General features: G+C 74.9%; 12 protein-coding genes. 7 read left to right on the top strand and 5 right to left on the bottom strand.

The genetic code is table 11. The features are described from left to right. Nucleotides 1-218: 218 nt before the first annotated feature. Nucleotides 219-698, top strand: a complete 480-nt coding sequence (locus D7231_RS20965) for a carboxymuconolactone decarboxylase family protein (RefSeq protein ID WP_120757012.1) — start codon at nucleotides 219-221, stop codon at nucleotides 696-698. Between the two features lie 45 nt (nucleotides 699-743). Here the strand turns inward: D7231_RS20965 and D7231_RS20960 are convergent, their stop codons facing one another. Then, the gene (locus D7231_RS20960; protein ID WP_228774062.1) at nucleotides 744-1,388 is read right to left on the bottom strand and encodes a hypothetical protein; all 645 of its coding nucleotides are present in this window, start codon (nucleotides 1,386-1,388) and stop codon (nucleotides 744-746) included. 140 nt (nucleotides 1,389-1,528) lie between these two features. Between D7231_RS20960 and D7231_RS20955 the strand changes: the two genes are divergently transcribed. After that, complete coding sequence (locus D7231_RS20955; RefSeq protein ID WP_120757010.1) at nucleotides 1,529-1,810, top strand: hypothetical protein; 282 nt, start codon at nucleotides 1,529-1,531, stop codon at nucleotides 1,808-1,810. Between the two features lie 131 nt (nucleotides 1,811-1,941). On the opposite strand, the gene D7231_RS20950 is transcribed toward D7231_RS20955, so the two are convergent. Both D7231_RS20950 and D7231_RS20945 read right to left on the bottom strand, forming a co-directional pair. Further along, complete coding sequence (locus tag D7231_RS20950) at nucleotides 1,942-5,208, bottom strand: sacsin N-terminal ATP-binding-like domain-containing protein (RefSeq protein ID WP_120757009.1); 3,267 nt, start codon at nucleotides 5,206-5,208, stop codon at nucleotides 1,942-1,944. 318 nt (nucleotides 5,209-5,526) lie between these two features. Continuing rightward, on the bottom strand, nucleotides 5,527-6,429 hold the full coding sequence (locus tag D7231_RS20945) for a DUF3027 domain-containing protein (protein WP_120757008.1): 903 nt from the start codon (nucleotides 6,427-6,429) through the stop codon (nucleotides 5,527-5,529). Nucleotides 6,430-6,770: 341 nt separating this feature from the next. Between D7231_RS20945 and D7231_RS20940 the strand changes: the two genes are divergently transcribed. From D7231_RS20940 to D7231_RS20925, 4 genes are all read left to right on the top strand, one after another. Then, nucleotides 6,771-8,225 (top strand): MFS transporter, encoded by a 1,455-nt coding sequence (locus D7231_RS20940; RefSeq protein WP_120757172.1) that lies wholly within the window; start codon nucleotides 6,771-6,773, stop codon nucleotides 8,223-8,225. 26 nt (nucleotides 8,226-8,251) lie between these two features. Further along, the gene (locus D7231_RS20935; protein ID WP_120757007.1) at nucleotides 8,252-8,719 is read left to right on the top strand and encodes a DUF2771 domain-containing protein; all 468 of its coding nucleotides are present in this window, start codon (nucleotides 8,252-8,254) and stop codon (nucleotides 8,717-8,719) included. A 79-nt stretch (nucleotides 8,720-8,798) separates the two neighbouring features. Continuing rightward, a complete protein-coding gene (locus tag D7231_RS20930) occupies nucleotides 8,799-9,599 on the top strand; it encodes a futalosine hydrolase (RefSeq protein WP_120757006.1) in 801 nt (266 codons plus the stop codon). Then, complete coding sequence (locus D7231_RS20925) at nucleotides 9,596-10,456, top strand: 1,4-dihydroxy-6-naphtoate synthase (protein WP_120757005.1); 861 nt, start codon at nucleotides 9,596-9,598, stop codon at nucleotides 10,454-10,456. The genes D7231_RS20930 and D7231_RS20925 overlap by 4 nt, the downstream gene beginning before the upstream one ends. 203 nt (nucleotides 10,457-10,659) lie before the next feature. Here the strand turns inward: D7231_RS20925 and D7231_RS38140 are convergent, their stop codons facing one another. Beyond that, a complete protein-coding gene (locus D7231_RS38140; RefSeq protein WP_120757004.1) occupies nucleotides 10,660-11,043 on the bottom strand; it encodes a cold-shock protein in 384 nt (127 codons plus the stop codon). Between the two features lie 225 nt (nucleotides 11,044-11,268). Between D7231_RS38140 and D7231_RS20915 the strand changes: the two genes are divergently transcribed. Next, the gene (locus tag D7231_RS20915) at nucleotides 11,269-11,526 is read left to right on the top strand and encodes a hypothetical protein (protein ID WP_120757003.1); all 258 of its coding nucleotides are present in this window, start codon (nucleotides 11,269-11,271) and stop codon (nucleotides 11,524-11,526) included. Here the strand turns inward: D7231_RS20915 and D7231_RS20910 are convergent. Continuing rightward, nucleotides 11,484-12,140: an HAD family hydrolase gene (locus D7231_RS20910; RefSeq protein WP_120757002.1), complete on the bottom strand. Its 657-nt coding sequence runs from the start codon at nucleotides 12,138-12,140 to the stop codon at nucleotides 11,484-11,486. The genes D7231_RS20915 and D7231_RS20910 overlap by 43 nt on opposite strands. Nucleotides 12,141-12,237 lie beyond the last annotated feature (97 nt).

Raw genomic sequence — 12,237 nt, 5'->3', positions numbered from 1 at the left:
CGGCCCCGGACCCCCACCCCGGAGCCCCCGGCCCCCGGCACCCGAACCGGCCCGCACCCGAACGGACCCGGCACCCACCCGGCACCGCCACCCGCACCCGCACCCCGGCGGACCGGCAAAAAAGATCCCGGCCGGCCGTCACACTCGTCCGCCGCGATCCGTCAAAGCAGTGAACGACAACAGCAACGACAACACACTCGATCACTGCGGAGGAAACCATGCGTTCTCGGATGTCCGACCCCCAGGAGTTCATCCCCGAGATTGCGGAGATCGCCGGCGCTCTCTTCAAGGCCGTCGGCAACCAGTCCGTGCCGCGCGTCACGATGAGCCTGATGCACCTGCGCGCGGGCCAGATCGTGGCCAACACCTACCTCACCGTGCTGCACTCGTCGCTCCTGCGGAAGGCGGAGGTGTCGGAGGAGCGCATCACGGCAGTGTCTTCTTGGAGGGATGCGCCGTACTTCTCGGACGCGGAGCGGGCCGCGCTGGCCCTGGTGGAGGCGGTGCTCCAGCCCAACCCGGACGGGGAGCGAGTCTCGGACGAGCTGTTCGCCGAGGTGGCGAAGCACTACGACGAGAAGGCGTTCGCCACGCTGATGATGGCGATCAGCCAGGTCAACTTCTTCATCCCGATCGCGCTCATAGGCAAGCCCCTGCCCGTCAGGACGCTCGCCGAGGAACAGTGGACCGCTCGCTAGCCGGACCGGCGGACCGGGCGGGCCGGGCCGACCGCGCGGTCCGGCTCAGCCGGCGTCGTCGAACAGAGGACGCCGGCCCGCGCGGCGCCGTACGAATCCGCGGCGGCCGGCCAGCAGGGTGATGCCGGTCCATCCGGCAACGCCGGCGAGGAGGGAGGCGAGCCGGCCGCCCGGATCGACGTCGGAGGCCGCCTCCAGCGGGATGTCGCCGTCCGGGTCGCTGACGACCACGAGACGGTCGCCCACCTTCCACTGCGGGTGGTCCCCGCTGTAGTCCAGGGTCTCCTTGAGCTTGCCCGAGGGGCCGACGAGGGTGAAGCGGTGGTTCGAACCGCCGTCGGACTCGGCGCTGTCGGCGGTGATCCGGACGGTCTCGCGGACACCCCGGTGGTCGAGCGCGGCCTCGCGGGCGTACTGGACCGAGCCTATGAGGACGAGCAGCGACGGCAGTACGGAGAGGGCGGCGAGCCACCACGCGCGGTGGAGGAAGCGGAGGACGATGGCGAGCACGAGGCAGCCGATGAAGCCGGTGACGATGGAGATCACCTCGGTGCCCGGCGTGAGGTACGAGATCCCGGTGTTGGCCGCGGCGATGACCCAGCCGAGCACCAGCACGGCGAGAGTGAACAGGAAGTACCCGCCCCGGTCCACGGTTCCGCCCTGCGGCTTCTTCATATCCACTTCAGTCATCGGGGCAGCTTAGGCGGACCAAGGCCCCGTCCCGCACGCGTGCACGGCCGGGAACTCGGCCGTGGGCTGGAAGGTTGTCTCTACGACTTGTGTGAACAGCCGACCGGCCGCGCCCTGTTGGGCGCCGAGGGGAGTGCTCGATGACCAAGTGGTTGATCATCGCCGAGGTGATGGTGCTGACCGAGGGAGAAGCGCCGTACCAGCGGATCGAGACCGAGGTCCTTCGGACCGTGGGCGGGAACAGGACCCGGGAGCAGGCGCTCGTGGAACTGCGCAAGGAGGCCAAGAAGTACCGTCCAGCCGCCCTCAAGAACACGGCCTGCGTGGTGGGGCGGGAGAGCGACGGGTCTTTCTTGATTCTGCCGAAGAAGAGCGGCAAGGGACACGTCCGGTGCACGGTCCGCCTCATCGAGGAGGCCTAGCCGCCGGCTGAGGAAGGCGGGCGCGCGGCGGGCGGGCACGGCAGCACCTGCCCCGGCCCTACCCCGCGCCCACCCCGGACCGGCGCCCACCCCGCCCCGGCACCCACCTCGCACCCACCACCCCTCACCCGCTAGTCGAACCAGCGGGCCCGGGCCAGTTCGTCCGTGCGGCTCGGGTCCTCCAGCAGGGCCGCCGCTTCGAAGCGGCGGGACCACGCGCCTGCGGCCCAGGCGAGGCCCGCGGCCACCCCCTCCAGCGTCGCCGCGTGCAGGACGCCGTCGGGGCCGAGACGCCAGTCGAGTTCCACACCGTCGACGAGGAGTTCTTCGTGTTCCACGTATGCGGAGGGGGCGCCGGGAAGCAGGGCCCGTACGCCTTCCGGGACCTCGCGGAGTTCGCCCTCGCCCGCTGGGGCGGCCGCCTCCAGCGTCTCGCTCAGGCGGCGCACCTGGAGCAGTTCGGCCAGGTCCGCGGCGCGCGCGGGCGGCACGGGCAGGAGGGCGTGGCCCACCGCGAGGGGAAGCAGGTCGGGGGCGTCCGCCACGACCGCGTCCGCCGCGTCCACGACCCGCACCTCGCCGTCCACGACGGCGCGGAGCTCGTCCGGCAGGGTGACCTGGTCGGGGTCGAGGCGGGCCAGGAGGCCGTAGAGGGCGTGCAGCTGGGCCGCGCCGACGCCGGCGCCGGGGCCGGCCAGGCGGGCCAGCAGCTCCGCGGCGCCGCCGGGCTCGTCGAGCAGGGCGGCGGCGGAGGTCCGTACGCCCAGGGCGCGCAGCACCTGCTCGTCCGCCAGGTCGCCCGCGTCCGCCGCCTCGTACAGACCGCGCAGCAGCGGGTCGCCGCCCGCCACGCGCAGGCCCGCCGGGCGGCGGCCGCCGAGGACGGGGTGGCCGCGCAGCCACCAGGCGGTGTACGGGCGGACGGACTCGGTCGTGCCGTCGGGCAGCAGGACGCGCACGGGCGCGGTGAGGGCGTCGCGCAGCGGCGGCTCGGAGAGGAGGGCGAGGGCCTCCGGCCACGCGTCGTCGTCGACGAGATCGAGGTCGCGGACGGCGACGAGCTCCGTCGCGACGGGCGGCACGGGCGTCTGCGGCAGCTGGTCGAGGATGTCCTCGCACCAGACGTCGACGGCGTCGAGCAGGCCGGCGTCGTCGGGCTCGGGGAAGTCGCCGTCGCGCGGTTCGAGCTCGTCCGGGTCGAGGACGACGTCCGTGGCGCGGACGAGCGCGAAGCCGGCCAGGACGCCCACGGCGGTCAGCGGCTGCTCGCCCCAGCGCTCGGCGAGGGCGGCGTCGCAGGCGGCGAGCTCGCCCGGCCGGATGATGCGTTCGAAGGCGCTGCCGGGCAGGACGAGTTCGCCCGCGGGCGCGAGCTCGCCGTCCTCGTCGGGCAGGGCGAGCGCGGCGAGCCACGGCTCGTCGCCGGGGGCGAGCCCCGCGTCGCGCACGAGGCCGAGGACGAGCTCGGCGAGGCCGTCCGCGTCCAGCGCGTCCTCGTCCCAGATCTCGTCGGCGTCCAGGGACGCCGCCACCGCGGCCCGCACCTGCGGGGTGGTCAGGACCGCGCGCGGCGAGGACGGCGTGGCGCCCAGCTTCTCCAGCAGCGGGTGCGCGGCGTCGGGGTGGGCGACCTTCAGGCCCAGGCGGGAGAGCCGCTCCGAGTCCGTGCCGTCCGGCGGCGGGAGCAGCACCTGCCGCGGGCCGATGGCCGTACGGCCGTCCGCGAGCGGCACGGGCAGGCCGCTGAGCCGGTCCGGGTCGACGCCGGCGAGGCTGTCGTAGAGCCGCTGCCACCAGGACGGGGCGCGCTCGACGCCCGCGAGGCGGTCGACGACCTCCCCGAGCGGCGCCCGCGCGACGCCCAGGGAGCGCAGCTCGGGGCGGCGCTCCAGCCCGGCGGGCAGCAGGTTCGGGAACAGCTCGCCGAGCACGGCGACGGTCTCCGCGCCCGCGCCCTCCACGACCTCGGCGTCGGCGGGCCGCAGTGCGTACGGCTCGGGGCCGCTGCGGGCGAACGGGTCGTCCCACGTGTCGGCGGCCTCCGGGGCGCCGGCCGGGGCGGGGGACGGCTCCGGCGTGTGCCGGGCCGCGTCCGGCCCCTCCGTCCACGGAATGCCCTCCACGCCGCCGCCCCGCGGCGCGGCCGGCTCCTGGGCGGGGCCCCCGGCGGCGCTCGGCAGGAACGCGACGTGCGGCAGCCGGTCCAGGATCTGCCGGCGCAGCTCCGCGTCCAGGGCGCCCTGCGCGAGCGGCGACGGTACGAGGTCGAGCGTTCCGGGGCCCACCGGGTGCCAGCCGCGCAGCAGCTGCGCGTAGGCCTCGGCGGCGCGGCCGGTGACGAAGTCCGTGAGCGGGCCGGGCGCGGCGTGACGGCGTGTCGGCTCCAGCGGGAACGTGGCGATGAGCAGGGCCGGGACGCCCAGCGGCTCGTCCGTCGGCGTCGGCGCGTGCACGACGGGCGCGGTGGAGGGCCGTACGGGCGCGCCGTCCTCGCCCACCGGCACAGCCCACGTCACGGACCAGTGCGGGCGCAGGCGCTCCTCCACGGGGCGGTCCGCGAGCAGCGCGGCGTCCAGGGGGCCCGCCTCCTGGGCGATGCGCCAGCGGGCCTCAAAGCCGCGCTCCGAGTCGTCCACCAGGACGTACGGGCCCTCCTGGCGGCGCGTCAGGGTCCGTACGACGCCGTCCGTCTCGACGACGACCTCGGACAGGCCCGGCAGGGTCAGCAGCAGCGCGTCGTCCACGCCCGCCAGCAGACGGGCGGTCAGGTCCTCGGCGGCACCGTCGCGCAGCGGCAGGACGACGACGGTGTCGTAGCCGGACGGGGCGGAGCCCTCGGCGGGGAGCGGAAGCCTCAGGAGCGGCACGTGGCCCTCGCGGCGGGCCATCTCCTCGGCGAGGCCGGGAGCCTGGACCGCCTCGCGCGCCGCCAGCGCCCGCGCCTCCGCGAGGGACCAGCGGACGCCGCCGGAGCGGCCGACGACCGCCGGCTCGTCACTGACGGCCAGGACGGCGGAGAAGCCCACGCCGAACCGCCCGACGCTGCCCTTCTCCCCGCTGCGCTTGGCCGACGCCCGGAGCGTGGCCAGGGACTCGACGCCCACCGCGTCCAGGGGCGCGCCGGTGTTCGCCGCGGCGAGCACGGCCGGGCGGCCGTTGCGGCCTGCGTGCAGGGTCAGCCGGAGACGGCCGGGCACGCCCGCCCGGGCGGCCGCGTCGGCGGCGTTCTGGGCGAGCTCGACGACGAGGCGGTCGCGGTAGCCGCCCAGCGCGAGGTCCTCCTCGGCGTTGGCGTCCTCCCGGAAGCGGGCCGGCGACGCCGCCCAGGCGTCCAGCACGCCACGCCGCAGGCGGCCCGTCCCGAACGGATCCGCCCCTTCGGCTGCGCCCCGCACCATTGCCGTGCCGCTCACGTGTCGTCTCCTGCCGCCGGTGGGTGTTCCTGGGCAGAACGTACCGCGGGGTGGCCGCGGGCCACGTGTGCGGGCCCGGGCGGTCGCGCCCGGGGACGCCCGTCCTCGAACGCCGGACAGGCTGGAAATGAGGCGGGCGCATCGTGCTTGCGGCCCCTGGCTCCCAGAGGGCGATGTCCTGATGGGCAAGCCCAGCCGAAATCAGCCCGTCCGGCGATAGAGGACAAGCGCCGCCAGGCGCAAAGCAGCAACGCGCGCCCGGGACGGCCCGCACCCGGAGGCGCCGCAGGGGCAGCAGCCTGCCTACGAGTGGCCGAGCTCCTCGTCGCCCTCGGGCCCGGTCTCCCCTTCGCCCGCCGCCGGGTGAAGCGGCAGCGGATCGACGAGCGTCTCGTCGATCACCGGCGGCGCGGGCCGCGGAGGCTTCGGCATGACCGCCGCCTCGGAGTGCCCCCCGCAGCCGTACGACAGGGACACGACGTGCCCGTCCGCCGGCCCGAACTCGTTCGCGCAGACGCCGAACGCCTGGCCGAGGGAGCCGCCGATCGGCACGAGGAAACCGCAGCTGACGCACGAGGCCGGCGCGGCCTGCGCCATGGGGGTCTTGCCGCCGTGGCTCTCGTCCCAGCGGTCGGCGGCGGTGTGCAGCCCGTAGCGGGAGAGGACGCGGGCGCGCCGCATCCCGAGCTCCTCGGCGACCGCCGCCATCGTGCCGCGCGCCGGGACGGCCGGCTGGGCGGCGGGGGAGCCGGCGACGACGTCGGCGTCCTCGGCGTCGGCGAGGCGGTCCATCTCCTCGGAGACGGCGGAGTTCGGCGGCGGAACGTCCTCACCGCTCCAGCCGGGCACGAGGCGCAGGTCCTCGGCGTCGGTGGGCAGCAGGTCGCCGGGGCCCATGTCGCCGGGGCGCAGCCGCTCGCTCCAGGGCACCCACTCGGGGGCGAGGAGGGCGTCCGGCCCGGGCAGCAGCACCGTCTCGTCGAGGGTGACGACCTTGGCGCGGGAGGCGCGGGCGACGGTGACGGCCCAGCGCCAGCCGCGGTAGCCGGGGTCCTGGCACAGGAAGTAGTGCGTGACGACGCGGTCCTCGTCGGCGACGGCCTGGACATGCTCGCCGACCGTCCCGGGCAGGGCGGCCTCCTCGGCCGCCGCACGGGCCATGTCGACCGCCTCGGCGCACAGGCGGTCCGGGGTCCGGCTTCGCATCGCAGCACTCACAAGAATCGATTCTCTCTTCCACGCCGTCTCACGAGTGCGCCAGCCGATCGGCCGGGTCGGCGGACGGAGCGGACCGCAGGGCCGCGTCGACGTCCGCGCCCGAACGGTTTCGGGCACACCTAGTCCCTCCCATTCTGCGGGATCGAGACTCGGAGCGCGGCCAGGAACGACCGCCGGTGGCGCGCTACGCACGCTACCCCGCTCAGCGCCGCCGGGGATAGCCGGGCCGCGGCGAGCCCTCCTCCGGCCCGTGCGCCGACCCGGCCGGGAGCGGCCGCCCGCGGCGGTGAAAGTGCCCTGCGCCGTGCGAGTTGGGGCAGTATGGCGTGGTGGGAGCCATCCGGTCGGTCGAGGGCGGGCCGCTGCGCCGCACGGCCCGGGGCGCCGGCCGCGTGCTGCGCGCCCCGTTCACGGCTGCCGCGCGGGGCGTGCGCAGGGCGACGCACGCGCACGGCGCGGGGGAGTCGGGCCTGGGCAAGCTGATCGAGCTGCACGCCGTGAATTCCGCGGGCGACATGCTGATCACCGTCGCACTGGCGTCCACGGTGTTCTTCTCGGTCCCCACGGACCAGGCGCGCGGCCGCGTGGCGCTCTACCTGGCGGTCACGATGGCCCCCTTCACCCTTCTGGCCCCGGTGATCGGGCCGCTCCTCGACCGGCTGCCGCACGGCCGCCGGGCGGCGATGGCGGGCGCGATGCTGACGCGGGCGCTGCTGGCGCTGACGATGTCGGGCGCGGTGGCGACCGGCGGCCTGGAGCTGTATCCGGCGGCGCTCGGCGTCCTGGTGGCCTCGAAGGCGTACGGGGTGGTGCGCTCGGCGGTCGTGCCGCGGCTGCTCCCACCGCGGATCTCACTGGTGAAGGCCAATTCCCGGGTGACGCTCGGCGGGCTGCTGGCCACGGGAGTGGCGGCCCCGCTGGGCGCGGGGCTGCACACGATCGGGCCGGAATTCCCGCTCTACGGGGCTTTTGTCGTGTTCATCCTCGGCACGGTGCTGTCGTTCTCACTCCCGCACAAGGTCGACTCGGCGAAGGGCGAGGCCCGCGCCCGGCTGGTGTCCGGAGAGCCCTCCGCGTACCGCCGGACCCCGGCCCCCGGCGGGAAAACCGGCGCAAAGAGGTGGAAAGCCGGGAAAAAGAGCAGCAAGAAGAACGGCAAGAAGAACGGCAACAAAAAGAACAAGCCCCCCGGCCTGCGCACCGTCGGCAGCTCCGTCCTGCACGCGCTCCAGGCCAACAGCGCCCTGCGCATGCTCTCCGGCTTCCTCACCTTCTTCCTCGCCTTCCTCCTGCGCGTCCACCCCCTCGGCGGCCTGAGCCCGGCCTTCTCGCTGGGCGTCGTCGCAGTCGCGGCGGGCGGCGGCAACGCCCTCGGCACGGCGATCGGCGCGCTGCTGCGCTCGCGCGGCCCGGAGAAGACGATCGCGCTCGTCCTGACGGCGTCGCTGGGCACGGCCGTCGTCGCGGCCCTGTTCTACGGGCCCTTCTTCGTCGTGGTCGTCGCGGCCGTCGCGGGCATCTCCCAGGCGCTGGGCAAGCAGTCCCTGGACTCCCTCATCCAGCGGGACGTGCCGGAGGCGGTCCGGACGTCCGCGTTCGCCCGTTCCGAGACGCTGTTGCAGATGAGCTGGGTCGTCGGCGGCGCGATCGGCATCCTGCTGCCGCTCAACGGCACCCTCGGCATGGCGGTCGCCGCCGCGGTCCTCGCCCTGGGGGTCGCCACAGCCGTACGGGGCCTGCTGGCCGCGGCACGGCGTGGCTCACCGCACCCCCGCGTGGCCTGACCTGGACGGCCCGATAGCCTGCCCGCATGACCGCTGCGATTTTCCGGGGCAAGCGCCGCCGTGCCGCTGCCGCTGTCGGCGCCGTGGCCTTCGGGCTCGTCGCCCTGTCCGCCTGCGACAAGCCGACGCCCCTGGCGACGGTGACCGTCGGCTCGACCACCGTGACCACCGAGGCCGCCTGCTTCGACGAGGGCAAGAAGCTCGACCAGGGCGCCCTCAACAAGTGCATGGCCGACAAGTCCGTCAAGACCGTGAAGGTCCAGCCGGGCGACAAGGTCCGCGTTGGCGTCGACCCCAAGATGGCCGACAAGGGCTGGCTCGTGGCGGTCAACGCCCAGCAGCAGACCAACCAGCTCAAGCAGACCTACACGACCCTCAACGGCGAGCAGCTCTTCGTCAACCGCATGGAGCAGCGGTTCGAGAAGGACGTGATCCTGTCGGTCATCACCGAGGACGGCGTGTGGAACGTCAAGCTCGAACTGGACAAGGGCTGAGCGCACGAGCGCTGACGGACCGGCGGCCGGCAGGCCGGGGCCCGGCGGGCCCCGGGGCGACGGACCGGCGGTCCCGCTGATGCGCGTCCTCGTCGTCACCGCCGTCGCGGCGGAACGCGACGCGGTCGTCCGCGGCGCGGCGGCCGCCGGCACCGGCCCCGCCGAAGAGGCGCCCGGCCGCGTCGCCGAGCTCGCCCTGCCCGGCTACGTGCTGCACCGGCCCGCCCCGGCCGGCCCGCAGCCGCTCGTCATCGACGTGCTGGCCGCCGGCGTGGGCCCGGCCGCCGCTGCCGCGGGCACGGCGACGGCCCTCGCCGCCGCGGCGCTCTCCGGCAGCCCCTACGACCTGGCGGTCTCCGCCGGCATCGGCGGCGGCTTCACGGCCACGGCTACAGCCACCGCCGCAGCCCCCGGCCGCACCGCGCCCGTGGGCTCCGTCGTCGTGTCCGACGCGATCGTGGCCGCGGACCTGGGCGCCGAGACGCCCACCGGCTTCGTACCCGTAACAGAGCTCGGCTTCGGGACGGTGGAGCACCGGCCCCCCGCGGCGCTGGTGCGCGCCGTCGCCGAGGCGGCCGGGGCGCAGCGCGGCGACGTGCTCACGGTGTCGACCGTGACCGGCAGCGCCGAGCGGGCCGCGGCCCTCGTGGCCGCGCGGCCCGGCGCGCTCGCCGAGGCCATGGAGGGCTTCGGGGTGGCCGAGGCGGCGGCCGCGCACGGCGTGCCCGTCCTGGAGATCCGGGCGGTCTCCAACCCCGTCGGCCCGCGCGACCGTGCCGCGTGGCGCATCGGCGATGCCCTGGAGGCCCTCGCCGGCGCCTCCGCCGCCCTGCGGGAGGCGCTGCGGGCGGCTCCCGCCGAGACCTGGAGCAGCTCATGAGCGAGCCCGAGCCCCTGAAGATCGCCTACTCGCCCTGCCCGAACGACACGTTCGTCTTCGACGCCTGGGCCCACGGCCGGGTCCCCGGCGCGCCCGCGCTGGACGTCACGTTCGCCGACATCGACGTCACCAACGGCATGGCCGAGCGCGGCGAGTTCGACGTCCTGAAGGTCTCCTACGCGGTCCTGCCGTGGGTCCTGGACGAGTACGCCCTGCTGCCGTGCGGCGGCGCCCTGGGCCGCGGCTGCGGCCCGCTGGTGCTCACGCGGGACGCGGGGCAGGGCCCGGAGTCCCTCGCGGGGAAGACGGTGGCGGTGCCGAGCGAGCGCTCGACGGCGTACCTGCTCTTCCGGCTGTGGGCGGCCGCGGAGGTGCCGGGCGGGGTCGGCGAGGTGGTCGTCCTGCCGTTCCACGAGATCATGCCGGCCGTGCGGGACGGCAAGGTGGACGCGGGCCTGGTGATCCATGAGGCGCGCTTCACGTACGGGAATTACGGGCTGGAGTGCCTGGCCGACATGGGCGAGCACTGGGAGAGCACCACGGGCCTGCCGATCCCGCTGGGCGCCATCATCGCCAAGCGCTCACTGGGCGCCGAGCGACTGCGCGAACTGGCGGAGGCGGCGCGGACGTCCGTACGCATGGCGTGGGACGACCCGGAGGCCTCGCGCCCGTATGTGCTGGAGCATGCGCAGGAGATGGACCCGAAGGTCGCCGACCAGCACATCGGGCTCTACGTCAACGAATTCACGGCCGGCCTCGGGGAGGACGGCTACGCGGCGGTCCGCGGGCTGCTGACCCGGGCCGCGGCCGAGGGGCTCGTACCGCCCCTCGGGCCGGACGCGCTGGCGTTCGCCTGAGCGGCTGTCACGCGGAGCGTTGTCCATCGGACTTCCCGGGCCGCAGCCCGGGAAGTCCGATGGAAGGCCGTGCCGCCGGTACTGCCCGGCGACGGTCGCCGCGGAAAAATGCCCGCCGCAACGGCGGGAGACCCCCACGGGGCGGGAGTCCGGCGGAATCCGCACCCGGCCGGAGCCGACGCGTACAAGGATGTGCCGGACGGCTAGACGTCCAGCTGGTCGGCGACGGCGCGCAGCATGCCGGCGATCTTGCCGCCGTGGGCCTTGTCCGGGTAACGGCCGCGCTCCAGCTGCTGGGTGACGTTCTCCAGCAGGGTGGTGAGGTCCTGGACGATCGACGCCAGCTCATCGGGCTTGCGGCGCTGGGCCGCAGCCACCGACGGCGTGGGGTCGAGCAGCATCACCGACAGGGCCTGGTCGCCCCGCTGGCCGGCCACGACGCCGAATTCCACCCGCTGGCCGGGCTTGAGAGCGTCGACCCCGTCCGGGAGCACCGAGGAGTGCACGAAGACGTCTCCGCCGTCGTCGCGGGAGAGAAAGCCGAAGCCCTTCTCGCTGTTGAACCACTTGACCTTGCCGGTAGGCACGTCTGTCCTCGTCCTCGTATCTCGTCGGAAATGGGGAATTGAAGGGGGAGACCGTCGAAACCGCCGAAACCATCGGCAATCGATGACGACCGATCGACGGAAAAACAGCTCTTGATAGCACTACAGCGGGTCGCAAGACCCGCTACCCCCCAAGGCTAATGGTCCCGGGCCCGGTGACAAGATGTCCCCGGCCCCACCCCACGCCCAGGCATCTACCCTGGTCGGGTGAGTAGCGAAACGCCCCGGGCCGGGGATCTGCTGGTACGCATCGGCGCCATCGTCTTCCTCGTCGGCGCGGTGGCCACCCTGGCGACGGTCGCCCCGCTGTTCCTGGGCGCCGACCCGCTGCCTCCCGCAGCGTACTTCGTCTGCATGCTGATGGGGGTGGGATTCCTCATCGCGGGCGGCGGGGTGCTGCGGTCGATCGCCGACCAGCGGCGTCAGGCCCGCGCCTCCGCGACGGGCTCGCCCGCGGCCAGGTAGCCGCGCAGCCACCGCGGAAAGTCCGTCAGGCCGGCGAGGACGACGTCCGCGCCCGCCGCCCGCAGCTCGTCCGCCGGGCAGGGCCCCGTCGTCACGCCGACCGACAGCGCCCCCGCCGCGCGCGCACCGCGCACGTCGCCGACGTGGTCGCCCACGTACACGTCCGCGCCGTGCTCGCGCAGCGCCACGGCCTTGCCCTCCGCCCACAGCGAGCCGACGAGCACGTCCGGCTCGATGCGCAGGTGATCGAGGTGGAGGCGGGCGTTCCGGGCGTTCTTGGCGGTGACGACGACCGCCCGCCCGCCCAGCTCGCGCACCGCGGTCACGGCCTCCCGGGCGCCCGGCAGGGCGGGGGAGGGGGCGATGCCGTGCTCCGGATAGGCGGCCACGTAGAAGGCGGCGGCCTCGGCGACGCGGTCCGCGGGGAACCAGTGCGCCAGCTCCTGCTCCAGCGGCGGCCCGATCCGGCTCAGGACGAGGTCGATGTCGATGGCCGCGCCCGTGGCGGCGACGAGCGTCTCGTACGCGGCCCGGATGCCCGGGCGGGAGTCGACCAGGGTGAGGTCGAGATCGAAGCCGACCGTGAAGCGGGGCGTGCGCGCGGTGGGACTCATGGGCCCATTGTGCAGGGGGCGCCTCCCGGCCCTTCCTGGTGCCGGATCCCGCAGTCGCTGCCCGGCACCGGTTCCAGGCACCGGCAGGCCCCCCGGG

This window comes from Streptomyces klenkii, from assembly GCF_003626645.1.
Classification (GTDB): domain Bacteria; phylum Actinomycetota; class Actinomycetes; order Streptomycetales; family Streptomycetaceae; genus Streptomyces; species Streptomyces klenkii.
Note: the sequence above shows the minus strand (reverse complement) of the source record. Positions and strands in the feature narration are given on the sequence as shown.

Bases quoted from the DNA above. Each gene is read 5' to 3' on its own strand.
- D7231_RS20930 (WP_120757006.1), top strand. From the start codon at position 8,799: ATGCGCGTCCTCGTCGTCACCGCCGTCGCGGCGGAACGCGACGCGGTC.
- D7231_RS20945 (WP_120757008.1), bottom strand. From the start codon at position 6,429: ATGCGAAGCCGGACCCCGGACCGCCTGTGCGCCGAGGCGGTCGACATG.
- D7231_RS20925 (WP_120757005.1), top strand. From the start codon at position 9,596: ATGAGCGAGCCCGAGCCCCTGAAGATCGCCTACTCGCCCTGCCCGAAC.
- D7231_RS20960 (WP_228774062.1), bottom strand. From the start codon at position 1,388: ATGACTGAAGTGGATATGAAGAAGCCGCAGGGCGGAACCGTGGACCGG.
- D7231_RS20935 (WP_120757007.1), top strand. From the start codon at position 8,252: ATGACCGCTGCGATTTTCCGGGGCAAGCGCCGCCGTGCCGCTGCCGCT.
- D7231_RS20965 (WP_120757012.1), top strand. From the start codon at position 219: ATGCGTTCTCGGATGTCCGACCCCCAGGAGTTCATCCCCGAGATTGCG.
- D7231_RS20910 (WP_120757002.1), bottom strand. From the start codon at position 12,140: ATGAGTCCCACCGCGCGCACGCCCCGCTTCACGGTCGGCTTCGATCTC.
- D7231_RS20955 (WP_120757010.1), top strand. From the start codon at position 1,529: ATGACCAAGTGGTTGATCATCGCCGAGGTGATGGTGCTGACCGAGGGA.
- D7231_RS20950 (WP_120757009.1), bottom strand. From the start codon at position 5,208: ATGGTGCGGGGCGCAGCCGAAGGGGCGGATCCGTTCGGGACGGGCCGC.